Raw genomic sequence first — 25,107 nt, 5'->3', positions numbered from 1 at the left:
GGCACCCTCGTGCAGCGCTCTAGGATGTGCACGTCCATGGCTGGCATGGGCATGCACATCAGGGAGAATCGGTCACAGATGGACCGTGCGGGGTCGGTCAAGGACCTGGCGGGCGAGCTGCTCGCGCTGAAGAAGGCATCGGGGTCCAGTTTCGTCCAGCTCAGTGAGAAGACGCACTACGCCAAGTCGTCGTGGGAACGCTGGGTCAACGGCAAGCAGTTCCCGCCGCGCGACGCCGTGGAGCGTCTCGCCCGGCTCTGCGGGACCGACCCGGCCCCGCTGCTCGCGCTCTGGGCCGAGGAGGACGCGCGACGCGCGGCACCGGAGCCCGTGACCGGGGCGGAGCCGGTGGCCGGGACGGAGCCCGGGGAGGGGGCGGGGAGCGGGGCCGGAGCGGAGGCCGAGGCCGGGCCGTCGTCGGCCCGGCGCCGTCGCACCCTGTGGGCCTCGCTCGCGCTCGCCGTCCTCCTCGTGGCGGGCGCGGCCTCCTACGCCGCCCTGGCCGGCTCCGGCGAACCGCCGGCTCCCCCTCGCCCGAAGCCCGTCGTGAAGGTCGCGGGACCGGCCACCGGCTGCACCCTCACGGGCTGCGAGGGACGCGACCCGAAGAAGATGAACTGCGGCGCCGACGCCGTCACCGTGCGCACCGGCTCCATCCCCAAGGACCTCGTCATCGAGCTCCGTTACAGCCGGGCCTGCCAGGCCGCCTGGGGCCGGATCTCCTTCGCCCAGGTCGGCGCCACCGTCGTGGTCAACAACTCCGACGGCGCCGCCCAGGCCGACGTCGTGCACTTCGACCGGGACGTCTACACGCCGCTGATCGCGGCGCCCGACGACGGTTCGGTCTGGGTCTGCGCCGCCCTCCCGAAGAACGGCCCGCGCAGCTGCACCGGCCGCTTCATCCCGAGTGAGGAGAAGGCGCAGCAGCCGTAGCGGCGAGCACCTCGCGCGCGGCCCTGTCCTGGCGGGCGAGGAGGGCCGTCCAGTCCTTGGAGACGGCCGGGTGCCGGTCCAGCCAGGCCTGCTGGACGGCGGCGAGCCGGGTGTACGCGAGGGTCAGGTAGCCGGTCGTGCTCTTGCAGTTCAGGTCCGCGCGCAGGACGTCACGGCCGCCGAGGCGGGCCCGCTGGCTGGGCAGGGACTTCAGCAGCGCCTGCGGGTCGTTCTGCCCCGGGAAGCCCGCCCGGTCCATGCACTGCCGCCAGCGGCCGGTCGCGTCCCGGAACCTCGGGTCCTTCTCCAGGGCCGCGCGGGCCTGTTCCTGCCCCTCGAAGAGCAGGATCCGCGTGCGGAGCCAGCGCACACGGCCGTCGCCGAGCAGGCGCGTCTCGGCCTCGGCGAGACAGCCGTCGCCCGGCCGGGACACGCTCATGCCGAGCTCGCCCCTGACCGTCACCCGCTTGCCCTCGTCGCCGAAGAGGGCCTTCGCGTACGCGGGGGAGGCCTCGGGACTACCGGGCTTCGGGGGCGTCTCGCCGGGCTCGGCCGGGGTGGTCGAGGCCGAGGAGGGGGGCGTCTCCAGGCCGAAGGGACGCGGTCGTTCGTCCCCGCCGGAGCCCACCGGGGGCGTGGCCTTCGGGGTGTAGCGGAAGCCCTTCCGCGCCATGCAGTCGACGGCGTGGCGGCGTTCGGCCTCGGCGCTGCGGGCCTGGACGCCGGTCCAGGAGAAGAGGCGGTCGGTGACGGGCGGCATGCGGTGCAGCCGCTCCAGGGCGGCCGTCGACACGAGGGCCTCGTCGGAGACCGGGGGCGCGCCCTGGGCGGAGGCGAGCAGCGTGCCGCCGACGGCGGCGGCACCGCCCGCCAGGACGGCGGTGAGCGTGAGCAGGACACGGCGGGGACGGCGGGTCCCGGTCATGGTGCGGATGCCTTTCGTCGGCGGGAGGGCGGGCGAGGCCCGGTGCACCCCTGTAGCACCGGCCCCCGTTCACGCGTGGTGTGCGAGATCCGCTCGGAGGCGGGCCTCGCTCAGAAGCAGTGGATGGTCGTCGACGGGCGCAGCAGGAGGGAGCTGGCCTGGTTCTCCTGCCAGCTCGCGAGGCTGCCGTAGAAGACCTGGCTGCCCGGGTTCACGCAGAACAGCAGGCCGCCGCCGTAGTTGATGTCGCGGTAGTAGTGGCTCTCGTAGCCGCCCGTGCTGGAGTTGCTGGCGGCACTGACGTTGTCGTTCACGACCGTGCCTGAGCCGGGCGTGCCGGGGTTGTCGTTGAAGTAGTCGTCGGTGAAGTTGGCGTCGCTGTTGTAGTAGTCGTGCGAACCGCTGTCGCCCAGCTGCGCCCAGTACGCGCAGTGGTATCCGGCGCCGCACATGTAGCCCGCGGAGGCCGAGGTGGCGGCGACGACACCGCCGCCGACGAGCAGCGCGGTGGTGGCGGCGACGACCGCCGCCTTCTTGCGGAGCCCCGTGACCATGCTCATGTTTCGTTCCTTCTGATGTCGGCGATGCGTGCGCGACCGCACGCGTGCGTAAGACTTCCGTCCGGCGCCCGGTCCCGTATTGGAGAAAACCGACGGATCCGTCTCCGGCCGCGGAGGCTCAGCCGGCGATCCAGGAGCTCGACGTCCCCCGGTCCGCCAGGAAACGGCCCGGAGGCATCCCGGTCATCGCCTTGAACTCGGTGCTGAGGTGGGCCTGGTCGTAGTAGCCGCACCGGGCGGCCGTGTCGGCGGGCCTGCCGCCCGCCGTCAGCAGCCGGATCGCGCGGTTCAGCCGCAGGATCCGGGCGAGCCGCTTCGGGCCGAGGCCGATCTGTTCCTGGAAGAGGCGCTCCAGGTGCCGCGGGCTGAAGCCCGTGGCCGCCGCGACCTCGTGGATCTGCAGGGTTCCGGCCGACCGCTCCAGGAGCCGCCAGGCCTCCAGGACGGCCGGCGCGGGCCCGTCGGTTCCGTCCGCCTCCGCCGCCCACCGCAGCAGCGTCTCGTCGAGCAGCGCGAAGCGCTCGGCCCAGCCCGGGGCGTCCGCCAGGGCCTCGCCCAGGCGGCGGGCGCGGTCGCCCAGCACGTCGACCGGATCGGCGAGGACGTCGGCGAGCTCCGCCAGCGGGATGCCGCCGAAGAACCGGTGCGCCGCCCAGGGGGCGAGGGCGAGCTCCACGCCGTGGACGTCGCCGCCGTGCCCGAGGACCCGCGCCCGGTTGTGCAGCCCCGACACCAGCGAGGTGTGCCCGCCGTCCCCGCGCACCCGCAGCTCGCCCCCGAAACCGATGAGCAGCGACACCCGCCCGCTCGGCACCACGAGCCGCTCCTGCGGCACGCCCGCCGTCGAGCGGAACCCCCGGTACGTGCCGATGCCCGGCCCCAGCCGGACGTCCGGCCTCCCGTAGTACCACCGGCACCTGCCGCCCCCCGCACACACGCGGCGCCTCACCATCGACTCCTCGAACCTCCCGTGCCCGGAGCCGTCCCCGGGCCGGAGATCCACTGTCGGGAGGGCCGGGAGACGGTGCCAGGGGTGACGCCGTCCCAGGGACGTGGAGGGATGTCCCTCGGCCCTGGCCTGCGGAGATGCCGAGAAGTGGGGACGGCGGAACCCCTGCGGAACCCGTACGGAGCCGCACCGGTGGCGGGCGTTCCGGGCCCGGGCGAGGCTGGCGGCACAGTCCCCAGGGAGGTCCCGTCGTGCCCAGAAGTGTTTCGCGCGGAGTCGTGGCGCTGCTGCTGTCCTGTGCCCTGCTCCTGACCACCGCCGCCTGCGGCAGCAACGACACGCAGAGCGCGAACGCCGCCTCCGCCCCCTCGGCCTCCGCGAGCTTCGAGAAGCAGAAGCTGGCGAAGACGCGGTTCGTGGCCAACGCCGGTCTGGCCGCGGGCGCCACGTACCAGTGGATCGTGAAGCCTTACCGCGCGGGGAAGTTCAAGAAGGGCGCGGACGGCCGGACCTTCGCCCTGGTGAAGGCGGGCCTCGCGGGCGCTTTCACGTACAACCGGCTCAAGGCGGCGCTGAACAACGCCGAGGGCGACCCGCTGCTCTCGAAGGCGGTCGCGCCGCTCTCCGCCGGGATCGACTCGCTCAAGGACCTGGGGACGAAACTGCGCAAGGGCGAGGCGGGCGACGCGGACGTCGGCGCCTTCGAGAACGTCATCAACAGCGTGAAGGACGCGGGCAGGAGCGCCGGAGCCGAGGTCGAGGACAAGGTCCCCAGCACCTCGCAGCTGGGCGGCTGAGACCGCGAGCCGACGCCATGAGCCGGCGCCATGAGCCGACGCTGTGAGTTGAGCTCCGCCAGCAGGCGGAGCGTGGCGGGGTCCGGTGAGGTGACCAGCAGGTCCGTCACCGGACCCCGCCGCCATTCCTCCAGGCGCCCGGCGATCCGCCTCCGGGGGCCGACGAGCGAGATCTCGTCCGCGAAGGCGTCCGGTACGGCGAGCACGGGGATGCCCTGGCGTTCGCAGATCCGGATGATGCGGTGGGTGCGGGCGGCGGTCAGGCCGTGCATGCGGCCGGGCAGGGCGGGGGAGATCCACAACAGGTCGCCCGCGGGATCGGCCACGACCTGCACGTTCACTCCGTGACGGCGGTGTTTTGGGAGAAGTCGGTCCGGCTGTCGCCGACCCGGTCGCACTCGGTGAGCGTTCCGTCGAGCAGGACGTAGTCCGGGTCGGTCTCGCGCAGGACCCGCAGGAGGTCCGGCGCCCGGCCGGACAGGTGCTGGACGACGGCCTTGGCGTACACATGGGCGGTACCGACGCCGAAGCCGGCGGCGATCTGCGCGAGCGTGTCGTGCCGGCGAAGGTGGACCAGGCCGACGAGGGCACGCTGGTGGGACGGCAGGTTGCAGCGGCGGTCACCCTCTCGGGTGACGATGAGGCATGGATGCCCACTCGACCAGAGCATGAGGCAGGTCGAGTGCGGCAGGGCGGGGAAACAGCAGGGCCCCTCGGTCGCCGGTGTGATGAGTGAGATCACCACGCCGACGACCAGGGGCCCTGCTCTGTCACGCCCTCGCCCACCGGGCCCATCACCCTCCCGGCACAGGCTGAAAAGGCCTGCTGAGCTACCGGGAGGTCCTGCCTTCATGCGCGGACCACCGGAAGATCACCCGGCCAGGATCCCTCCTCGGCCCACACGTTCCCTGACCGGTTGAGACACGGCTTCTACTTCTCCGCGCTCTTGGTGAGCACCAGGGACCACGACCCGTTCGGAGTGCTGAACGCTATCTTCCCTCCGCCGCGCGCGTAGAGGTGGACACCGGAGACCTCACCGATGCCACGCCCGTCGATGTCCAGGTAGACGAAGTCGTAGGAGAGGGTGCCGTTGTCGACGAAGTCCCATTTGCCGTGGAAATCGGCGGGGTCGGTGTGCTCGCCCGTCGACAGATCGGTGGCCGTGAATGTGCCGTCCGAATCAAGACGGATCTCGCCGCCGGTCTGCTCGTTGCGGTACAGGCCGGGCAGGTCTTCGGCGTCGACCTGAGCCGTGCAGCCTGCGGTGAGTACCGCAGAAGCGGCCAAGGCAGCTGCGAACCAACGGCCACTCGTCAGCTTGCCCACTACGGCCCCAGCGTCACGTTGAACTCGACAACCACGGTCATGGTCGACCCTGGCCCTGAGTCGCCGCTGACCCAGTCGATCAAACCGTTGATGGCCTTGCCGGCGGTCTCCTTGTACCAGTCTTGGTACCCGATGACAGGCGGGCGGGTTGCGGACTCCGCGCTCTGCTCGCTGTACGCCGTGTACCGCCACACCACGCTGCCGTCCGCGTTCTTCCGGATGGGGGTCATCCGGATCTGCTGTGAGCCCATGAACGCGTACGCGGAGTTTCCGGTGTACCCGGTCAGGAATCCGTCTGCTGGTTGCGTGGCCCCGGCGTCTCTGAGCCACTTCAGGCCCTGGACGCCGTCGAGACTGTAGTCGTACATGTACGTGTGGCCCAGCTCGTAGTTCCCGGACCGCACCCGATCAGCGAAGTAGTTGAGGGTCTTGTCGGTCCAGGGATGCTCGCGGTAGATGCTGGTGAACTTGTCGTTCGGGCCGAAACACTGGGACCGATCGCCGCCCCCCGTGAGCCAGCTCCACCCCAGCTCGAACGGTGTAGCGCCGTTTCCGGACGGGATGGGATTGCCGAACGGCGTCAGACAGCTCTCGGCTCCGGGCGGAAGTTCGCCGTCGTCGTCGCCGACGGGAACGCTCGCATTGTCGATGGCGTTCTGGATCGCCTGGCGCACCGCGGCCTCGATAGCAAGTTGGTAGGCCTGGGTTGCGGACTGCGCGGCGGCGACGGCGTCCTTGCCGGCTTCGAGTGCCTGCTTGCGGGCTATCGTTGCCGCGACCGCGGCGTCCGTGGAGTATCGCGCGGCGGTCTCGGCGGACCGCACGGCTCGCGTCGCGGCCTGGCGTGCCACGCGGCTCGACCTGACTGCCGCGGCGGCCGCGTTGCTCGCGGTGAGGGCGGACTTCGCCGCTTCGGCCGCGGACCTCTCGGCGGCCTCGGCGTTGTCACGTGCTTCTTGTGCAGACTTCGCCGCATCCTCGGCGTAACCCTTGGCGAGGTTGGCCCACTCGGTCGCCTTGTCAGCGGCCTGGCGTGCGATGGCGGCAGCCTCGGAGGCGCGGGCCGCGTCCTCCTGCGCGTTCGCCGCGATCTTGGCCGCGCGTGCGATCGACGCACGGACCGCGCTGATGTGCGTGGCGCGATCGTGGTCGATCCGCGCGAAGTCGTACTGAGTGGTCGCGATGAACTGGCGGAGCATGAAGGTGTCGCCCTCGAGCGCGATCTGCGCCGCCGCCTTGGTGTAAGGGCCTCCGCTGGCGAGGAGCGTGGACGCGGCCACCTGGTCGTCCTCGCGTACGGCCGCCTCGCGGCCGACCCACAGGAAGGTGTGCACGGCCTCGGCGGTCCCCGCGTCCAGTGCGGCCGCTGCCTCGCTTCGCACCCTCTTGCCGCTGCTGGGGTCGGCCAGGATCCTGGCCACCTCGACCCGGTTGTCATCAGCGGCCGCCTCGACCGCTCCGGTCTCCAGGAACGCCTTGATCTTGGCGGGGTCTTCGGTCTTCAGAGCCGCCACGGCCGCCGTGGCCACGGCCTTCGTCGACATCGCGGCGAGCGCCGCGACGTTCTCGACGTTGTCCTGCTGCAGCGCGAGGACGCGGTCGGTCTCGATCCAGTTGACGACGTCCTGGTCCGAACCGGCCAGCGCGTATTCTGCTGCCTGACGGGTCCAGGTCCCAGGGCCGTCCAAGAGGCGGACCGCCGCCTTGCGTCCGGCCTCCGCGGCCTGCTCGATGGTTCCGTTCCGGAGTGTTGATTCCGCAGAGCTGATGAGTGCCCGGAGCTCTTCGGAGAGGCGTGCCTCCTGGGTCCGCTCCCGGTTGAACCGTTCGAGCTCGTTCGACTCCGCTTGCGCCGCGAGCCGTGCCTGCTCGATCCCCTCGCTGGTCTCCTCGGCCAGACTCTCGGCCTCGGCCTGGCGAGCCGCCTGTTCGACATCCCGCGCCTTGACGACCGCGGCGGCGGCGGCATTCGCCGCCGCGACAGCGGCGTTGGCAGCCAGCGTGGACCGGTTGGCGTAGTCGACCGCCTCACCGGCGTGGGCGGCCGCTTCCTTGGCCGCGGCCGCGGCCTTCTCGGCGTGATCGGCGGCGCTGTTGGCCGCGTCACGTGCCGCGCGGGCAGCGGCGGCCGACTGAGCGGCCAGGTTCCGCGCCCTGCCCGCCGCCTGGGTCGCCCTGGCCGCGGCGGTGTCCGCCTCGGCGGCGGCCCGCTTCGCGGCAGCGGCCTCGGACTGGGCTGCTCCGGAGGCCACGGCCGCATCGGCCGCCGCGCCGGCGGCGGCGGCCGCGTTCACCGCCGAGCTGCGGGCGGCGTCGCCCGCCCGCACCGCCGCGTCGGAAGCCAAGGCCGCCATGTCTGCCTTGGCGGCCACCGTGCGCACGAAGCCCACCAGCTTCAGCGCGACGTCCGCCGCCGCGGTGGCCGCGCCCGCCATCGCCCTGTCCTTGGAAGCGGCGATCGCCGCACGATACGCATTCGCCGCGGCGCGTCCCGCCGATGCCGCAGCCGCGGCTGCCGCGTTGGCGGCAGCCACCGAACGCTGTGCGGCGGCCTGTGCCGTCCGTGAGGCCGACACCGCGGTCGACGCGGCCGCGGCCGCGCCCATGGCGGCCTGCGCCGCCTTCCCCGCCGCCTTGGCCGAGCGTGTGACGTCCTGCTCGGCAGCCAGGGCCTCGGCCTTGGCCTCCAACGCGGAGGCCTTCGCCTTCTCGGAAGCACTGACCGCCTGGTTGGACAGTTCGACGGCCTCGTCGGTCTTCAGACCGGCGCGGCGTCCTTCCTTCTCCACGATGTCGACCAACTGCTGGATCGTGGCCGATTCCTCGTCGCGTGCCCGGGCGATGTACTGGCCCGTCTCCAGGAACCACCGGATGGCCCTGGCCGACCCGTCGTTCATGGCCCGATTCGCGTACTCGGACACCTGCGGTGACGCTGAGGCGAGGATGGTCATCACCTGCACACGATCGTCCTCCTCCTGCGCGGTGAACCGCCCGTCACTGAGGAAGGCGCGCAATGCGAAGGGGGAATCGGCCGCCAGCGCGGCGGACGCAGCACGCTTCACAGCCTTGGAACCGCGGGCCTGGACCGTACTCACGGCCACCCTGAGATCCTCGTCCACGGCAGTCTGGAAACCGCCCTGGAGGACGGCCTCGACCGCTGCGTCCCCGCTGGACAACGCCGTACCGATGACGTTGCGCGTCGCCAGGCCCGCTGTGGCCAGGGACTCCGCGAGCGCGAACCTGTTGTCCTCGGCCCAGGCCACAGGCGCCTTCTGACTGAGGAAATCCGTTATGGCCGCGTTGGAGCCCACCAGCGCCGCGGCCGCCGCGGTGCGGACGGCCCGGCGGCCCGATCGGTATGCCCAGACCACCTTGCCGCGATCGGTATCCGGAAGCCCGGATCCCTCGGGCACCGCCGGCGTGCCACCCGAACCGCCCGCCGCGTACGCCGGGCGCGTCCCGAACATACCGCTGGACAGCACGCTGCCGGCCGCCACCCCGGTGAAAATGGCCAGCGCCTGACGCCTACTCAACCCCCGCCGTGATTGCTGTGACATCACGACTCCTTTCCACTCTCACTGTGTCTGTCCGACCCGTACTCGCCCCGATGGCGCGGCACGGTGCCGCCCGTCCCCCACATCGCCCAGACAGATGCACGAATGGCGCGCAGGTGCCGCCCGGGCGTCGAGACGACATGATCCCAACATTCATTCAGTTAAACGTCAATTCACTAGCAATGCGGTGCGCAACTCTACGGATTAATCTGTGGCAATTGTTCCGTTTTCCAGGGGAATCGACTCCGGCGTTCACGGTGGATCGCAAAGCGCACCCCGTCCAGCAAATTGGAAATTTCGACCCCAAACATCTCTCGATGGAATTTCCATTCACGCGTCAAAGCCCACACATTCGTGTAGATCGCACCTCGTGATCTTCACGAATCCTTCACGATCATCCCTACAACCTTCGTAATCCTGGCTGTTTCGGCAGGTGAATTCGCCGAATCTGTATGGCAACTTCCGATTTATCCAGTTGGACATGTGGAGGGATCGAGTTCTTGAATGAGGCGCCGCGGAAAGCCGTTTCAGCTCGCCTGGATAAATTTGCGCACCTCGCCAGGTGGCCTGAAGTGACCTGCGCGAAAATATCGGCAGCCGTCGTACCGGCTGCATCCACGACTTGCTCGCATTTCCCTGAAACGGCGTATAGGCACCCGGCCGGGACGCGTCGCTATGCACGGCAAAAGGGGATGAGACGCCTGATCTGCAAGAGGGAGCTGCATATGAAACTCGCCACTCGCATCATTGCGACGACATGCGCCGCCGGCTTGGCGGCCGTGCTGTGGACGACTTCGTCGGCGGGCCGACCGGCGGGGAACGCCGAATCCGTGGCCGATGAGGCACCCGGTTATGCCGTGGAGAATTACGACTACCCGAACGCGGACAAGATCCTCGCCGAGAAGAACATCGTCCTGAAGCGGGGCGACGGGCACATCATGCTGGCCGACTGCGCCGGCGAGACCGGACTGCTCGAGGTCTGGGCCCGCAGCAGGGACAAGATCTGCTTCAAGGTCACCGGGAACAGCGGCTGGCTGACGCTTGAGATCCCCTCCGTGTACGCCGTCAAGGGCAGCGTCGACCAGAACGCCCAGGTCGACATGACGGTCGGCACTGAGGAGAAGTCCTTCGACGTCGCCAAGAACGTCTGGACCGCGGTCGGCGAGAGTGCCGACCCTGAGGGCCGCGACCACATGCTCGTCGAGATCCGCACCTCCAAGTAGGTAGGCCAGAAAGCCTGTTCACCTCTTGGGCCCCGCAGCAAGGAGACAACTCATGCAGCAGCCCAAGCTCTCCTCCTTCATCATCAAGGAACACTCATGACAGCAAAGCGTTCGCGCTTCGTGTGGGCTGCCGGCGCCGCCACCGTGCTCGCCACCGCCGCCACCGTCCTCCCCGCCGCCGCCCTTGACGGTGGCGACGCCCCAGCGCAGCTGAACTTCACCGCAAAGATCGCTATCGGGGAGAAAACGGCCTGCACCGGCACGCTCGTCGACCCGCAGTGGGTTCTCACCGCGAAGAGCTGCTTCACCACCGCCGGCATCTCCGACACCGGCAGGCCCGCGGTCGCCACCACCGTCACCGTCGGCCGCACCGACCTGACGCAGACCGGAGGCAGCGTCCAGCAGGCCCTCGCCCTCGTACCCCACGCCGACCGTGATCTGGTTCTGGTCAGACTCAGCACCAGGGTTCCCGGATCCGTCGCCGTCCCGGTCCGGGTCGCCACCACCGCCGCCACCGCCGGGGAGCAGCTGACGAAGGCCGGATTCGGCCGGACGAAGACCGAGTGGGTGCCCAACAAGCTCCACAGCGGCACCTTCACCGTCGCTTCCACCACCGGCACGGACGTGAACCTTGACGGTTCCGACACCGCGACCGTCTGCCAGGGGGACGCCGGCGGCCCGGCCCTGCGCACGGTCAACGGAACCCCCGAACTCGTCGCTGTGGGCTCCCGGTCGTGGCAGGGCGGCTGTCTGGGCATCGACCCGGCCGAGACCCGTACCAACGCCGTCGACACCCGTGTCGACGGGCTGGCCGGCTGGGTGAAGGAAATCGTCAGCCGTGAGAAGGTCACGCCCGCCGACATCGACGGCGACGGCAAGGACGACCTCGTGCTGCAGCGCATCGACGGTGCGGTGGTCGTCCACCGCAACCTCGGCAGCAGCTTCGGTGCGGGCACCGTCATGTCGAACGGCTGGGGGCGCTTCCTCACCGGCGACGACATGGGACGGCTCTACTTCGCCGACATCACCGGCGACGGCAAGGACGACCTGATCGTCCACGGCACCGACGGCAACATCAGTGTCCGCAAGAACATGGGCACCTACTTCGACGGCGGCACCCACTGGTCCACCGGCTGGGGACGCTTCGTCAACGGCACCGACCTCGGACGGCTCTACTTCGCCGACATCACCGGCGACGGCAAGGACGACCTGATCGTCCACGGCACCGACGGCAACATCGCCGTCCGCAAGAACATGGGCACCTACTTCGACGGCGGCACCCACTGGTCCACCGGCTGGGGACGCTTCGTCACCGGCACCGACCTGGGTCGCCTGTACTTCGCCGACATCACCGGCGACGGCAAGGCCGACCTGATCGTCCACGGCACCGACGGCAACATCGCCGTCCGCAAGAACATGGGCACCTACTTCGACGGCGGCACCCACTGGTCCACCGGCTGGGGACGCTTCGTCACCGGCAGCGACATGGGGCGACTCCGCTTCGGTGACACCACCGGCGACGGCAAGGCCGACATGTACGTTCACGTGATCGGCAACGGCGAGGTCTCGGTGCGCAAGAACATGGGCACCTACTTCGACGGCGGCACGCTGATGGTCACCCTCTGACCCATGCCTCCTCGCCCCCCTGGCCCAACTGACGCAGCTGCCGTCAAGGGGGCGAGGACTCCCCCGGCCGAACACGCCAGCCCTCGCATGACGAGCTGGTGTGTGGTCGGGGTGGAGGCGTGAGTGCCTGATCGGGGTCGTGGTCAGGCGTTGACGGTGCGGTCGGAGACGAGGCCGGCGGTGGCCCGGTAGGTGGCGGGCAGAGTCTCGCGACGGTGGGTCCAGCGGGTCAGCTGCTTCCAGCGTTTGTGGTCGGCGAGCGCGTGTTCGACGGTGATCCGCTTCGATGAGTGGCGGTGCCGGGCCTCTTCTCCGGCTGCGTGGACCTGCGGCAAAGCGATCTTGTTCGGTTTTCCGGGCGGCGTGACCGTCTGGCCGGGATGGCCGCGCCGGAGCCCGGTGCAGCCGTCGTCCAGAAGCACTTCCACGTCCGGGAAGTGCTGGAAACAGATCCCGATGCCTTCGTTGCGGGCAGCGGTCGCATCGTGCATCCGCCCTGGTCGCAGGGCATCGGTCCAGAGCGTGCGGCCCTGAGAGTCGGCGATGACGGTGACCTTCATGGTGTTCTGCTTCTTCTTGCCCGAGGCGAACGCCCGGCGTCCGCCGCGGCCGGCCACGGGCCGGCGGACCTGGACCTCGGTGGCGTCCAGACGCAGCTCGACGCCTTCGGCCCGGGCGTAGGCGAACACATCCGCCAGGGTCCGCAGCCGCAGGCCCGGACGGTCGGGGACCGCGCATCCGCGTTCGGCCCCAAGCCCGCGTACCTCTCCGATCACACGGGTGACGGTGGAGCGGTCGACACCGGACAGCAGGGCGAGGACGGAGTGCGGGAGATCGTGCCGCAGATGGATCGGCGTGACGACCAGCCGGTCGACGAACACCAGCCGATGCCGGGTACCGGTCCCCGCCCCGCGTTTCCTGGCCTCGCCGCGTGCTTTGTGACGGCGACCCTCCACGGCAGCCTGCCACGGGTCGGCCAACTCCTCCATCGGGCAAGCCGGATGCTGCCAGGAGATCCCTGTGAACAGCTGATGCGCGAGGACGTGCCGGTCGACCATGGTCACCACAGGCTGGATCGCCCCGCCCCCGCCCGGCCGCCCCTCCACCGCAATCGCACACCAGCTCGTCAGGCGTTGAGCTCCGCGAGCAGGCGGAGCGTGGCGGGGTCCGGTGAGGTGACCAGCAGGTCCGTCACCGGGCCCCGCCGCCACGTCTCCAGGCGCCCGGCGATCCGCCTCCGGGGCCCGACGAGCGAGATCTCGTCCGCGAAGGCGTCCGGTACGGCGAGCACGGCCTCCTCGCGCCGGCCCGCCGCGAACAGCTCCTGGATGCGGCGCGCCTCCTTCTCGTACCCCATGCGTCCCATCAGGTCGGCGTGGAAGTTGCGGGCCGCGTGCCCCATGCCGCCGATGTAGAAGCCGAGCATGGCCTTGACCGGGAGGAGCCCTTCCGTCACGTCCTCGCAGAGCCGCGCCCGGACCATGGGCGCGACGAGGAAGCCCTCGGGAAGCGTCGCCGGCAGGGCGTACACCTCGGCCCAGCGGTCGGGCGTCCAGTAGAGGGGCAGCCAGCCGTCGGCGATCGCGAGGGTCTGCGCGATGTTCTTGGGGCCCTCCGCGCCGAGCAGGACGGGGACGTCGGCGCGCAGGGGATGGGTGATCGGCTTGAGGGCCTTGCCGAGGCCGGTGCCGTCCGGGCCGTTGTACGGGTGGGAGTGGTGGCGTCCGTCGAGCCGGACGGGGGCCTCGCGGCGCAGCACCTGGCGGACCACGTCCACGTACTCGCGGGTCGCGGTCAGCGGGGAGCGGGGGAAGGGGCGCCCGTACCAGCCCTCGACGACCTGCGGCCCGGACAGGCCGAGCCCGAGCAGCACGCGGCCGCCGGAGAGGTGGTCGAGCGTGAGCGCGTGCATCGCGGTGGTGGTGGGCGCGCGGGCGGCCATCTGCGCGACGGCGGTGCCCAGTCCGATGCGGCTGGTGTGGGCGGCGATCCAGGTCAGCGCGGTGAAGGCGTCGGAGCCCCAGGCCTCGGCGGTCCACACGGAGTCGTAGCCGAGCCGTTCGGCCTCGCGGGCCAGGTCGAGGCGGTCGGGGGAGGGGCCGCGGCCCCAGTAGCCGAGGGCGAGTCCGAGTCGCATGCCCCACATCCCTTCTGACGGAACGTCAGGTGTGGTGCGGGACTGTACGGCAACGGCCCTCCGACCGGAAGGGATTCCGGTCGGAGGGCCGTGTGCGGGCCGTGTGGGGGCGCTAGCCGCGCTGGATGCCGGTCGTGTCCTGGAGGACGCCGCGGCGGCCGTCCTGCGTCTGGGCCACCAGGGCCGGACCGCGCTGCTCGACCGCCAGGTACCAGGTGCCCGGGGCCAGCTCGGCGATCGGCGCCTGCGAGCCGTCCTCCGCGTACAGCGGACGCGCGACCGGGACCGCGAACCAGAACGGCGCGAAGTCCGAGGCCGGCTGCGCGGCCGGAGCGGCCGCCTGCGGCTCGGGCTGCTGCGCGGCCTGCGGCTGCGGGGCGACGGCCTGCGCGCCGAACGGCTGACCCGCACCCTGCGAGGGGTCCTGCGGACCGCCGTACTGCGGCTGCTGCGCACCCGGGTAGCCGTAGCCGCCGGGGACGCCCGGCTGACCCGGCTGGCCGTGCTGCATGCCGTACGGCGAGGGGGTCTGCGGCGCGGGCGCGCTGACGAGCGGGGCCTTGAAGGCGGGGACCAGCGGACCGGCGACGGCGGCGCCTGCCAGGACCAGGGCGGCGATCAGGCCGAGGATCAGGCCCGCGCCGGAGTTCTCCGACTCGAAGATCCACATGAGCAGGGTCCAGGCGGACGCGACGGTGAACGCGGCGCCGACCTGGCCGAGCTCCAGGCCGACCACCTTGCGCGGCTGCGGCAGGGAGCGGGAGACGACGACGAGGGCGGCGCCGGCGATGCCGAGGAAGAAGGAGCCCCAGCCGAGCTGCGAGATCTCCCACGAGTTCGTGGTGGGGACCTTGTCGCAGATGTCGGCGCTGGCGGTGCAGCCGGCGACGTCGAGGAACGAGGCGATGAACAGCAGCACCGCTGCACCGATCAGCACGCCGTCGCCTCGGGTGAGGGAGCGGATATTCACGTAAGAGTCCTTCGTCGGTCGTCGCGTCGGGGGTGGCGCTCAGGTTCATGACAGGGGGCGGCCCCATCGTACGGAGCGAATCTATCGTCTGCCGGTACTACCCCTGGAGGTAGGTGGCGATGCCGTCCGCCAGTCCCTGGGCCGTCTTCTGCCGCCACGTCGCCGACGTGAACAGCTTCGCGTCCTTCGGGTCACGCATATTGCCGCATTCGACGAAGACCTTGGGGACGGTCGAGAGATTCAGGCCGCCCAGGTCGTCCCGTACGTCCAACCCCGTACCGGAACCGATGTAGTTGGCGGGCGAGGTCCCGGTGGCGCGTGCGAAGCGCTCCACGATCCGCTCGCCGAGGGTGCGGGAGGGGGCGACGATCTTCGCGGTGTCGGCGGAGCCCGCCCGCACCTTCGCGGGAAGGATCACGTGGAAGCCGCGGTTGCCCGAGGCCGAGCCGTCGCCGTGGACGGAGACGACGGCGTCGGCGTGGGCGGCGTTGCCGATCCTGGCCCGCTCGTCGATGCAGGGGCCCCAGGGGCGGTCGCCGTCGTGCGTGAGGATCACCTTGGCGCCGCGCGCGGTGAGGAGGTCCCGCAGCCGGTGGGAGACGTCGAGGGTGAAGGAGGCCTCGGTGTAACCGCCGTCGGTGGAGGTGCCGGTGGTGTCGCACTCCTTCCGAACCGTCCCGATGTCCACCTTCTTGTTGATTTCTGCGGAATGGCGGAAATTGCCGGAGTTGTGGCCGGGATCGATGACGACGGTCCTCCCGGCGAGCGAACGGCTCGCCGGGGAGGCGGGAAGCGGCGAGCGGGTGGGCCGGGGGGCGGAGGACGGGGCGAACGGCGGGCGGGACTGCGCCCCGCTCTCGCCCTGGGTCGCCCGGGTCCCTTGAGCTCCCTGGGTTCCCTGGGCCTTCCCGCTCGGCGGCGAGGCCTGGGAGGCGGCGCACCCGGCGAGCGCGGCGCAGCAGCCCGCGGCGGCGAGGGCGAGGGCGAGGGCACGGCGGGCGGTGTTCCGGTGGTCGTACGGCACCCCGCGACTTTAGGCCCTGTGCGGGGCGAAACGCCGCAGGGGTGCGTAGCAGGTTGGTCACCGTCGTCACGGAACGGTGGACGCGTGTGGGCGAACCGTGAAGGGTAGGGGGAACGAGGCGGCGGTGGGGTGCTGCCGCGCACCGGACCCGCGAGGGGGAACCGTGGTGGGGGAAGAACCGAACGACGCACGTCCCGAACCGAACGACAGACCTGCGGGCGGCGACTGGTTGATCAAGGGGAGCGGGAAGGCTCCGGGGGCGGCCTCCGACGGCCCTCCGGGAGCGCCGCCCGGGACGGCTTCCGCCGGCTCTTCGGAGGCGCCTTCCGATGCTCCTTCGAGCGCGCCGGCCGGAGCGCCTTCCGATGCTCCTTCGGGCGCACCTGCCGGGAAGCCTTCCGATGCTCCTTCGGGCGCACCACCCTGGGCCGCTCCGGCCCCGGCGGCCCCGGTGGCCCCGGCCGCCCCGACTCCGGCGGCTCCGGTTCCGGCTTCTGCTCCGGCGCCGGCGGCGTCCGGCGCCCCGGCCTCCCACGATGCTCCGGCATCCCCCGGCGCCGCCCCCGGCACGGGGGCGCCCACGCTCGCCTTCGGGGCGCCGGCCGGTGCCGCGTCCGGGGCCCCGGGGCGGGCCGAGGGCGCGGACGCCGTTCCGCCCGCCTCCCCGCCCGGCCCCGCGACCGCGCCCGGCTGGGCGGGGGCCGGAACCGTGCCGCCGCCCCCCGGCGCCCCGCCCGGCTTCGGACCGCCGTCGGGGTACGGGCCGCCCGGATACGGGCCGCCCCCGGGGCACGGCCCCGCGCAGCCGCCCGGCGACGCGAACCCCGCCCAGGCCGCCATGGTCGGCCTGCTCAACCTCTCCTGCCTCGGCCTCGGTTACGTCCTGCTGCGGAACTGGATCGGTGCCGCGCTCTGCTGGCTCGCCACCGCCGCCCTGCTCGTGGCCGCGCTCCCCGCCGACGTCGACGGCGTGCCCACGGGCCTCCTCGCCGGCTACGGCGCCTTCCTGCTCGCCGTCGCCGCCGACGGCGCCCGGCGCGGGCTGCGCGCCACGCTCCGGATCGGCGCCTCCTTCCGGCGCCTGGCGCTGCCGCTCGCGCTCGTGCTGCTCGCCGTGCCCGCCGGCGGTTCCCTCGCCTACGGCGCGGCCCGCGACGAGGCGAAGGAGCAGGCGCTGCTCGAACGGCTCTCGGCGGCCGACGCCCTGGTGAAGGAGGCCGACGGGCTCCCCTTCGACAAGGCCGAGCCGACACTCCGCAAGGCGCTCGACACCTATGCGGACCTCGGCACGAAGCACGCGGGCTCGCGGGCCGGGAAGCTCGTCCCCGACCGCCTCGACGCGTACTACAAGACGCTCTCCGCCCCGTACGGGAAGAAGCAGTACTGCGCGGCCGTCCCGCCGCTCACGCACCTGCGGGAGCTCCCCTCCACCGTGGACAAGGGGCTGCTCGGCTCCCGGCCCGCCAAGACCGACGAGCCGCTGGCCGAGTCGCTCTACCAGTGCGGCACGGCGGCGCTCGGCGTGCAGACGGCGAACCCGCCGGCGAGCGAGAGCCTCAACGCGCTCCTCGACACCTTCCCGGAGTCCGCCCAGGCGACCCGCGTCGAACCGGCCGTCCGGGAGGCGATCAGGACGCGGACGACCGCCCTCGCCGGCACCGAGCCCTGCGACGCCACCGACCAGCTGCGCGCCCTGGCCTCCTCCCTCGACAACATGCCCGCCCCGTCCCTCAAGGGCGCGTCGAAGGAGGCGGCGGACGCCGTCCAGCAGGGCGACTTCGCCTGCGGGACCGACCACTTCAAGGACAAGGAGTTCAGCGAGGCGGCCACGGCCATGACGGACTACGCCAAGGCGTACCCGGACAGCCCGAAGGCCGCCCACGCCCGCTCGATCGCCATCGCCGCCGAGATCGCCGAGGAGGAGCCGGAGGCCGGCAGGAGCCTGCCGCCGGCCGACGTCCCCGGCGGCGCCCGGATGGTCATGGTGGTCAGCAACGACGGCCCCGGCGAGGTCGAGCTGCTCTACACGGGCCCGATGACCGGCAGGGTCACCCTCAAGGCGTGCGGGACCTGCAAGAAGTACCAGACCCCGCTGTACGTGAACGCCCCGAAGATCAAGGCCTGCACGGGACCGTCCTCGAAGTACCCGAAGGCGACCCTGCTGCTGCCCGCCGGCGACTACCACTTCCTCCAGAAGCGGGCGGCCACCGGCACCTCGACCGCCGGGGACACCAAGTCGAGCAAGACGAAGATCGAAGAGGGCTACAGCTACACGAACTGCCTGTACGTGACCTCGCTGTTCTGAGGTCCGGGACGAGGCGCGGGACGATCCCCGGGACGAGGCCCGGGGATCAAGCCAGGCGCCGCAGCACCCGCAGCGAGTCGGTGACCGAGACCTCCTCGAAGTCACCCGACTCCAGGGCGCGGAGGTAGATCCGGTACGGCGCCTGGCCGCCGTCCTCCGGGTTCGGGAAGACGTCGTGGATGACGAGCAGGCCCCCGGGGGCGACCTTGGGGGCCCAGCCCTCGTAGTCGTTCGTGGCGTGCTCGTCGGTGTGCCCGCCGTCGACGAAGACGAAGCCGAGCTGCCCGCCCCACACCTTCGCGACCTGCGGCGACCGCCCGACGACGGCGATCACGTGCTCTTCGAGCCCCGCCCTGCGCAGGGTCCGGCGGAAGGTCGGCAGGGTGTCCATGACCCCCACCTCCGGGTCGACGACGCTCGCGTCGTGGTACTCCCAGCCCGGCTGCTGCTCCTCGCTGCCCCGGTGGTGGTCCACGGTCACCACGACCGTCCCCGCCTGCCGGGCCACGTCGGCGAGCAGGATCGTGGACCGCCCGCAGTACGTCCCGACCTCCAGGAGCGGCAGCCCGAGCTTCGCGGCCCCGGCGGCGGCCTCGTACAGCGCCAGCCCCTCCCCGACGGGCATGAAGCCCTTCGCGGCCTCGAAGGCGGCAAGGATCTCGGGCGAGGGCTCGGACATGGTCACTCCTACTGGCGGGTACGCGTCTACGGGCGCCCATGGTGCCCTATGCGTCGCACGCGAACCACACCGTCTTCCCGCCGGCCCGCTCCTCGACCCCCCACCGGTCCGTCACGGCCTCCACCAGCACGAGCCCCCGCCCGCCCTCGTCCAGCGGCCCGGCCGCCTTCGCGCGGACCGCGCCCGGCACGCCGTCCGCGACCTCCACCCGCGGCCCGTCCGGCCCCCGCGGCACCGGCACGGAACACCGCCGGCTGAGAGAGGGAGCCGGGAGTGGCCCCGACGGGCTGGTCGCCGCACGCATGGAGCGTCGACGGATCTTGGATCGCGAGAACCCGCCGCTGCTCCGGGTCGTCACGAGCGAGGCGGTGCTGCGCCGGGAAACCGGTGGGTGAGAGGTGGTGCGAGACCAACTGCCCCATCTGCCGGGGATGCGGGAGCGCGAGTGGGTGAAGGCCCAGATCCTCCCGTTCGAGGTCGGCGCGCACGGGGGACAGACGGGCTCCTTCCCTCTCCTCCGCTTCGGGGACGATCCGGATCCCGTCTGCACCGAGGACTTCATCCAGGGGCATGTGACCGTGGATTCAGCCGCGTTCAGGCGGGCGTCGCTCCGTTACGCTCACCTCCGAGCGGCCGCTCTCCCGGTGGAGGACTCGTCCGCGCTGATCATCCGCGTCATGGAGGAACACCATGGAGACGAACCAGAACCTGGCGGGAGCGCGCTGGCGTAAGTCCTCGTACAGCGGCGACAACGGCGGTGAGCGCATCGAGATCGCCGGCCTCACCGCCCACATCGCGATCCGCGACTCCAAGAACCCCGAAGGCCCCGCCTTCCTCGCCGCCCCCGCCGCCTTCACGGCCTTCGTGAGCGCCGCCGTCGAGGGGCGCATCGGCGGCTGACCGTGGCGACCCTCATAGGGATGGTGATCCTCGCCCTCGTCCTGCCGACGTGGGCGGGGATCACGTACGCGGGGCTCGTACGGGCCCGGCGGGAGAACGCCGCACTGCCCCCGCCGCCCCGACCCCGCCGTACCCCTGCGAAGAAAGCCGCGTGGATCGCCGGGCTCGCCTTCCTCGCGGGCGGGGCCCTGCACGTCTACGGGCTCTCGTACCTGCCCGTCCTCCAGCCGGAGGACGCGTGCTGGTTCAACGCGGGGCACATGGCGGTGCCCGACTCCAGCAGCGCGCTGCCCGTGAGCCTGGTGTGCGCGGGCGAGGAGGTCGTCCCGTGGTGGGTCAACCCCGGACTGCTCGTCCTCGCGGTCACCGCCGTCGCCTCGACCGTCACGAGCGTCGTCCTCGCCGTGAGACGCCGGGCGGGCGACACGGCTCACTGACTGGCCCAGGGGGAGAAGCACGTGAACGGTCCGAGGACCGATCTGCCGCCCAAGGCCTCGCGCGAACCCCTCGCGGAGTGGAACGACCTCGCCGACAGGGTCTGCCGCGAGCCGGCCCCGGCCGCCCTCCCGTTCACAGAGGTGAGCTCGACGGTGGCCCGCTGAACAGGTCCGGCGTGGACGTCCACGCCGATCCGACCGACGACGGGGGAGTCGGGGCGCGCGTGGGCGTGGCGCCGATCCTCGAGGGCGTCGTCACGACTGCCGGCCCCGACCCGGGCTTCCGTTCTCTCCTTCGGCTGCTCACCGCGTACGACATCCCCGTGAGCGGCGCTCCACGGACGCCTCACCAGGCGCTCGCCGAACGTCTCGGCCGCAGCCAGGACCACCTGGAGGACCGGCTGCCGGACCCGGGCGAACAGGACTGACGGGTCAGGCCCCCGCGAGCACCGCCCGCAGTCTCCGCACCCCCGCCTTCCACTCCTCCCCGTCCGACTCCTCCCAGAGCTCCAGGAGTTCGGACGGTTCGGTGAGGACCCGGTCCAGGGCCTCGACGGCCGCCGGACGCAGCTCCGCCGGGAGTTCGGGCAGGGGCTTCTTCGGGCCGTACGAGGTGGTGACCGGGTCGCCGCCGGGGCACTGGGCCGCGACCAGGGCCGCCGACGCGACGGCCTCCACCGCCAGGTCCGCGTCGAGGTACTCCCCGCCCGTGCCGGTCACCTCGCGGAAGGCCGCGAGCAGCACCTCGGCCCGCTTCTCCTCCGGGGCCTCGTCCACCCGGTACGAGAAGTCCGCGGCGGTGTCGTTGTCGAAGGGGCCGATGTCCCACGTACCCATGGCGTGTGCTCGCTCTCTGCCGTCGCTCATCTGTCCCGACAGCGTGGCAGGTGCCACTGACAGTGCTCCTCGCCCGGCGGTCCGGGCTCGTCCGGGCCGCCGGAACGGGCGTGGCGGACGCCTCGGTGCACAGGGCGAGGAGTCTCGTGGACGGGGACGGGCTCCGGTTCGGTGAGGGCGCGGGCCCACCAGGCGTGCAGGAACTCCTCCACCGCCGCGGCCTGGGGCGCGGGCCACTCCCGCCGGCGGCCGCGGGCGAAGGAGGCCCCCACCTCGCCCCTGCAGGACACGGGCTCCGCCAGGCCGTCGACCAGCGCCCGGGCGAACTGCGGCAGGATGCGGCGCAGCACCGCGCCGTGATCGCTCCAGTCGGGTGCGGTCCAGGTGCGGTGCAGCAGGTCGGGGTCGAGCTCGACGTCCGGGGCCTTCAGCCGCGCGAGCTCTTCTTCGCCGCCCCGGTGGCAGGCGCACTGGACCTCGTCCTCGCGGGCGGTCATGCCGCGGAGGACGACGGCCAGGTGGTCCAGGGCGTGGTCGAGTCGGAGTCGTGCGGGGGAGTCGTCGGCGTTCTTCATGGCAGGCACGGCCTCGCGGGGACTCCGGGCGGCTTCCGCCGGCCGAAGATCCCGACTCTGACCGAGCGTTGCCGTCGACGGTCCTGCCGGCCCCGATAGCCCCGACGGCCCCGCCGGTCGTTCAGGTCTCCGACGGGCGTGGCGGGCGCCGCTGACGGTCAGTCGTCGGCGATGCCGAGGTCGATGCGCATCGCCACCCGCATCGCCGTCACGGCGGGCCAGACCTCCTCGTGGAGTTCCGGTTCCACGGCTGCCAGTTCGGCCGCGTGCGTGGAGGGGGCCGCCGCGTACTTCCTGAGCTTTCCGTAGGCCTCGTTCAGGCGGTGCTTCGCCTGGCCGGACGCCCGCGCCACCGCGTTCGGGACGATCATCTGGGCCTCCGCGTAGCTGTCCCGGTAGGCCGCTCTGGCCGCCTCCAGGTTCTCCAGGGAGGTGACGACGTCCTCGCCGCGTCGTATCGCGTGGACGTGGTTGGTCATCGCCGTCACGTACTGCCGCGAGGCGGTGTTCAGCGTGATGTAGCAGGTCCGCCGGCGCTCCAGGCTCTCGCTCTGCCGCTGCCGTTCCAGCTCCGCCAGGCGCAGTGCCTCCGCGTGGTCGCGCTCCTCGCGCCGCTGCTCGGCGGCGGCCCGGAGCTCCATGCGCTTCGTGCGGTCCGCGCGGTTCTGCGTCAGCAGTGCGGCTCCCAGCGTTCCCGCCACGCCGACCACCGCGATCAGCAGTGCCGTCAGGCTTCCGCCCATGATGTCCCCCTGTATGTCCGGCACAGTCTCTCAGTGCGGGGGCGTCCGGGTCCGGGGCCTTCGAGGTTCTCGATCATGCGCTCCAGGGCGCGGACGGCGGTCCCGTACTCCTCCGGTGTGATGCCCTCGGCGGACCGCGTGCGGAACGCGGCCACGTGCGTCGCGACCTCGGCCGGGCGCCGGACGCTATCGGGGGTGGGGGCGAGTCGGCCCGGGTCCGGGCGGGACGTCCGGCCGTCGGCGAGGGCGGTGTCGAGCGCGGTGGTGAGGGTGGTGACGTCGGCGTCGGCCGAGGGGGTCGACAGGACCTCGGTGTCGGTGATCCCGTCGTCCCCGCCGTCCTCGACGACGTTCAGGGCCTGCCGGGCGACGGGCCGGATCGAGTTTCTGACCTTCCGTCAGAATGAAACGTGTTCTAGTCTGCCGCGCATGGGCATCAGCATGGGCATCGCCATTACGCACGAACAGCGGGAGCTCGCCCGGTCCGTCCGGGGCTGGCTCACCCGCGCCGCGCCCCCCGAGGAGGTCCGCAAGCACCTGGACGTCCCCGACACCGCCACCGGACGCCCCTCCTACTGGGACGCCGCCGCCGAACAGGGCCTCCTCGGACCGCACCTCCCCGAGGAGCACGGCGGCGGGGGCGGCGGCCTCGGGGACCTCGCCGTCGTCGTGGAGGAGGCGGCGCGGGCCCTGCTGCCCGGGCCCTACCTGCCCTGCGTACTGGCCGCCGAGCTCCTCCACCGGTGCGGGCGGCACGAGGCGGCGGGCACGCTCGCGCGGGGGGAGCGGATCGGGGCCGTCGCCCTCGGCGGCACCGGCACCCTCACCGCCGTCCGCACCGCGAGCGGCTACCTCCTCGACGGCACCGCGCCCCCCGTCCTCGGCGGCGCCCAGGCCGGCCTGGTCCTCCTCCGCGCCGCCACCGCCGACGGCTCCGTCTGGCTCGCCGCCGACACCGACGGCCTCGCCGTCCGGCCCCACGAGAGCGCCGACCCGACCCGGCCCACCGCCGAGATCACCGCCCGCGCCGCCCACGTGCCCGCCGCGCGGGCCCTGGACCTCGACACCGCCCTCGTCCAGGACCTCGCCGCCGTCCTCTTCGCCGCCGACGCCTGCGGCACTGCCGCCCGCGCCGTCGAGACCGCCGCCGAACACGCCCGCACCCGGGAACAGTTCGGCCGTCCCATCGGGCGGTTCCAGGGCGTCAAACACCTCTGCGCCGACATGCTCGTCCGGCTCGAACAGGCCCGCGCCCTCACCTGGGACGCCGCCCGCGCCGGCCACGACGGTGCCCGCTCCCTCACCTCCGCCCTCGCCGCCGCCACCGCCCTCGACACCGCGTACACCTGCGCCAAGGACTGCATCCAGATCCTCGGCGGCACCGGCTTCACCTGGGAGCACGACGCCCACCTGCTGCTCCGCCGTGCCCTCGTGGCCCGCCAGCTCCTCGGCACCGGCGACCACCACCGGCTCGCCGCCCTCCGGCACGCCGCCGCCGGCGTCCGGCGCGGCCTCCGCCTCGACCTGCCGCCCGAGGCCGACGCGTACCGCCGCGCGGCCCGAGAGGCCGTCGCCCCCGCCGTCGGACTCGACCCGGCCGCCGCCCGGCGTGCCCTCGCCCCCACCGGCTACGCGGCCCCGCACCTCCCGGAGCCGTACGGGCTGGGCGCGGGCCCCCTCCAACAGCTCGCCGTGCAGCGGGAGCTGGACGAGGCGGGGATCACCGTCGCCGGACTCGGCATCGCCACCTGGGTGGTGCCGTCCCTGCTCGCCCACGGCACCCCGGAGCAGCAGGCCGAGCACCTCGGCCCGACCCTGCGCGGCGAACGCCTCTGGTGCCAGCTCTTCTCCGAGCCCGGCGCCGGCTCCGACCTCGCCTCCCTCCGCACCCGCGCGGAGCGGACGGAGGACGGGCGCTGGCGGATCAACGGGCAGAAGGTGTGGACGAGCGCCGCCCAGTGGGCCCACCACGGCATCCTGCTCGCCCGCACCGACCCCACCGCCCCCAAGCACCAGGGACTCACCTACTTCCTCGTCGACATGCGGAACACCCCCGGGATCGACGTCCGGCCGCTCAAGGAGATCACCGGCGACTCCCTCTTCAACGAGGTCTGGTTCGACGACGCGATCCTCCCCGCCGACGCCGTCGTCGGCGAGGTGGACGACGGCTGGCGGGTCGCCCGCAACACCCTCGGCAACGAGCGCGTCCACATGGCCGACCAGGTCGCCTTCGACACCGGCCTCGAAGCGCTCATCGCCCGGGCCGGTACGGCCGACAGCTCCGTACGCGTACGGATCGGCGCCCTGCTCGCCGAGGCGCACGCGCTCGCGTGCATCGGCCTGCGCACCACCCTGCTCCAGGTGTCCGGACTCGAACCCGGCGCGGGCGCCAGCGTCCGCAAACTCGTCCAGACCCTCCACCAGCAGAAGCTCGCCGAACTCACCCTCGAACTCCTCGGCCCCGAGGGCGCCGTGCGCGAGGGCCCCGGCGAACGGGCCGTCCACGGACTGCTCATGTCCCGCTGTCTCACCATCGCGGGCGGCACCACCCAGGTACAGCTCAACGTCGTCGCCGAGCGCCTGCTCGGCCTGCCGAGGGACTGAGGG

The 25,107-nt window shown here is 72.2% G+C and carries 24 protein-coding genes and 2 pseudogenes; 11 read left to right on the top strand and 15 right to left on the bottom strand.

Going from position 1 to position 25,107, the window contains the following annotated elements:
* The first annotated feature begins 78 nt into the window (after positions 1-78).
* Positions 79-933, top strand: a complete 855-nt coding sequence (locus IE180_RS09885; RefSeq protein WP_190156448.1) for a helix-turn-helix domain-containing protein — start codon at positions 79-81, stop codon at positions 931-933.
* On the opposite strand, the gene IE180_RS09880 is transcribed toward IE180_RS09885, so the two are convergent.
* From IE180_RS09880 to IE180_RS09870, 3 genes are all read right to left on the bottom strand, one after another.
* Positions 899-1,858, bottom strand: coding sequence for a hypothetical protein (locus tag IE180_RS09880; RefSeq protein ID WP_190156447.1), 960 nt, complete (start codon positions 1,856-1,858; stop codon positions 899-901). The genes IE180_RS09885 and IE180_RS09880 overlap by 35 nt on opposite strands.
* A gap of 110 nt (positions 1,859-1,968) precedes the next feature.
* Entirely contained in the window at positions 1,969-2,418 is a 450-nt protein-coding gene (locus IE180_RS09875) for a hypothetical protein (RefSeq protein WP_190156446.1), read from the bottom strand.
* Positions 2,419-2,536: 118 nt separating this feature from the next.
* A complete protein-coding gene (locus IE180_RS09870; RefSeq protein WP_190156445.1) occupies positions 2,537-3,355 on the bottom strand; it encodes a helix-turn-helix domain-containing protein in 819 nt (272 codons plus the stop codon).
* 263 nt (positions 3,356-3,618) lie between these two features.
* Here IE180_RS09870 and IE180_RS09865 point away from each other — a divergent pair, with 263 nt between their 5' ends.
* Positions 3,619-4,164, top strand: coding sequence for a hypothetical protein (locus IE180_RS09865; RefSeq protein WP_190156444.1), 546 nt, complete (start codon positions 3,619-3,621; stop codon positions 4,162-4,164).
* Between the two features lie 197 nt (positions 4,165-4,361).
* Here IE180_RS09865 and IE180_RS09860 read toward each other — a convergent pair.
* The 3 genes and pseudogenes from IE180_RS09860 to IE180_RS09850 form a co-directional block, all read right to left on the bottom strand.
* A pseudogene (locus IE180_RS09860) lies at positions 4,362-4,868 on the bottom strand (transposase family protein); the annotation flags it as partial.
* Positions 4,869-5,094: 226 nt separating this feature from the next.
* Entirely contained in the window at positions 5,095-5,490 is a 396-nt protein-coding gene (locus IE180_RS09855; protein WP_229860407.1) for a hypothetical protein, read from the bottom strand.
* A complete protein-coding gene (locus tag IE180_RS09850) occupies positions 5,490-9,047 on the bottom strand; it encodes an ALF repeat-containing protein (RefSeq protein ID WP_229860406.1) in 3,558 nt (1,185 codons plus the stop codon). The genes IE180_RS09855 and IE180_RS09850 overlap by 1 nt, the downstream gene beginning before the upstream one ends.
* Before the next feature lie 722 nt (positions 9,048-9,769).
* Between IE180_RS09850 and IE180_RS09845 the strand changes: the two genes are divergently transcribed.
* On the top strand, positions 9,770-10,267 hold the full coding sequence (locus IE180_RS09845; RefSeq protein WP_229860405.1) for a hypothetical protein: 498 nt from the start codon (positions 9,770-9,772) through the stop codon (positions 10,265-10,267).
* A 96-nt stretch (positions 10,268-10,363) separates the two neighbouring features.
* On the top strand, positions 10,364-11,893 hold the full coding sequence (locus IE180_RS37145; protein ID WP_190156442.1) for an FG-GAP-like repeat-containing protein: 1,530 nt from the start codon (positions 10,364-10,366) through the stop codon (positions 11,891-11,893).
* A 143-nt stretch (positions 11,894-12,036) separates the two neighbouring features.
* Here the strand turns inward: IE180_RS37145 and IE180_RS09835 are convergent, their stop codons facing one another.
* From IE180_RS09835 to IE180_RS09820, 4 genes are all read right to left on the bottom strand, one after another.
* Positions 12,037-12,951, bottom strand: a complete 915-nt coding sequence (locus IE180_RS09835) for a transposase family protein (protein ID WP_190156834.1) — start codon at positions 12,949-12,951, stop codon at positions 12,037-12,039.
* A gap of 68 nt (positions 12,952-13,019) precedes the next feature.
* Positions 13,020-14,030: an LLM class F420-dependent oxidoreductase gene (locus tag IE180_RS09830; protein WP_190156441.1), complete on the bottom strand. Its 1,011-nt coding sequence runs from the start codon at positions 14,028-14,030 to the stop codon at positions 13,020-13,022.
* Between the two features lie 112 nt (positions 14,031-14,142).
* On the bottom strand, positions 14,143-15,000 hold the full coding sequence (locus IE180_RS09825; protein ID WP_190156440.1) for a DUF5336 domain-containing protein: 858 nt from the start codon (positions 14,998-15,000) through the stop codon (positions 14,143-14,145).
* Between the two features lie 97 nt (positions 15,001-15,097).
* Positions 15,098-16,024, bottom strand: coding sequence for an N-acetylmuramoyl-L-alanine amidase (locus IE180_RS09820; RefSeq protein ID WP_190156439.1), 927 nt, complete (start codon positions 16,022-16,024; stop codon positions 15,098-15,100).
* Positions 16,025-16,733: 709 nt separating this feature from the next.
* Here IE180_RS09820 and IE180_RS09815 point away from each other — a divergent pair.
* Positions 16,734-18,329: a hypothetical protein gene (locus tag IE180_RS09815; protein ID WP_229860404.1), complete on the top strand. Its 1,596-nt coding sequence runs from the start codon at positions 16,734-16,736 to the stop codon at positions 18,327-18,329.
* Between the two features lie 46 nt (positions 18,330-18,375).
* Here the strand turns inward: IE180_RS09815 and IE180_RS09810 are convergent, their stop codons facing one another.
* Positions 18,376-19,008 (bottom strand): class I SAM-dependent methyltransferase, encoded by a 633-nt coding sequence (locus IE180_RS09810; protein WP_190156438.1) that lies wholly within the window; start codon positions 19,006-19,008, stop codon positions 18,376-18,378.
* A gap of 46 nt (positions 19,009-19,054) precedes the next feature.
* Positions 19,055-19,216: an ATP-binding protein gene (locus IE180_RS36315; RefSeq protein WP_308434395.1), complete on the bottom strand. Its 162-nt coding sequence runs from the start codon at positions 19,214-19,216 to the stop codon at positions 19,055-19,057.
* 94 nt (positions 19,217-19,310) lie between these two features.
* On the opposite strand from IE180_RS36315, the pseudogene IE180_RS36310 reads away from it, so the two are divergent.
* From IE180_RS36310 to IE180_RS09785, 5 genes and pseudogenes are all read left to right on the top strand, one after another.
* Positions 19,311-19,739: pseudogene (locus IE180_RS36310) on the top strand (DUF5753 domain-containing protein).
* Entirely contained in the window at positions 19,699-19,908 is a 210-nt protein-coding gene (locus tag IE180_RS09800; RefSeq protein WP_190156437.1) for a DUF397 domain-containing protein, read from the top strand. Before IE180_RS36310 ends, IE180_RS09800 begins: the two are co-directional and overlap by 41 nt.
* 20 nt (positions 19,909-19,928) lie before the next feature.
* Positions 19,929-20,345 carry a hypothetical protein gene (locus IE180_RS09795; protein ID WP_190156436.1) on the top strand — a complete coding sequence of 139 codons (417 nt, stop codon included), beginning with the start codon at positions 19,929-19,931 and terminating at the stop codon, positions 20,343-20,345.
* Positions 20,346-20,366: 21 nt separating this feature from the next.
* Positions 20,367-20,510, top strand: a complete 144-nt coding sequence (locus IE180_RS09790) for a hypothetical protein (protein WP_190156435.1) — start codon at positions 20,367-20,369, stop codon at positions 20,508-20,510.
* Positions 20,511-20,521: 11 nt separating this feature from the next.
* Complete coding sequence (locus tag IE180_RS09785) at positions 20,522-20,773, top strand: hypothetical protein (protein ID WP_190156434.1); 252 nt, start codon at positions 20,522-20,524, stop codon at positions 20,771-20,773.
* Between the two features lie 4 nt (positions 20,774-20,777).
* Here the strand turns inward: IE180_RS09785 and IE180_RS09780 are convergent, their stop codons facing one another.
* The 3 genes from IE180_RS09780 to IE180_RS09770 all read right to left on the bottom strand — a co-directional run bounded on the left by IE180_RS09780 (position 20,778) and on the right by IE180_RS09770 (position 22,500).
* Positions 20,778-21,182 carry a DUF4259 domain-containing protein gene (locus tag IE180_RS09780; protein ID WP_190156832.1) on the bottom strand — a complete coding sequence of 135 codons (405 nt, stop codon included), beginning with the start codon at positions 21,180-21,182 and terminating at the stop codon, positions 20,778-20,780.
* Positions 21,183-21,208: 26 nt separating this feature from the next.
* Complete coding sequence (locus tag IE180_RS09775) at positions 21,209-21,757, bottom strand: hypothetical protein (protein WP_190156433.1); 549 nt, start codon at positions 21,755-21,757, stop codon at positions 21,209-21,211.
* A gap of 158 nt (positions 21,758-21,915) precedes the next feature.
* Positions 21,916-22,500 (bottom strand): hypothetical protein, encoded by a 585-nt coding sequence (locus IE180_RS09770; RefSeq protein ID WP_190156432.1) that lies wholly within the window; start codon positions 22,498-22,500, stop codon positions 21,916-21,918.
* A 441-nt stretch (positions 22,501-22,941) separates the two neighbouring features.
* On the opposite strand from IE180_RS09770, the gene IE180_RS09765 reads away from it, so the two are divergent.
* Positions 22,942-25,104, top strand: coding sequence for an acyl-CoA dehydrogenase family protein (locus IE180_RS09765; RefSeq protein WP_190156831.1), 2,163 nt, complete (start codon positions 22,942-22,944; stop codon positions 25,102-25,104).
* Positions 25,105-25,107: the final 3 nt, after the last annotated feature.

Source organism: Streptomyces litmocidini, from assembly GCF_014649755.1.
Lineage (GTDB): Bacteria > Actinomycetota > Actinomycetes > Streptomycetales > Streptomycetaceae > Streptomyces > Streptomyces litmocidini.
Note: the sequence above shows the minus strand (reverse complement) of the source record. Positions and strands in the feature narration are given on the sequence as shown.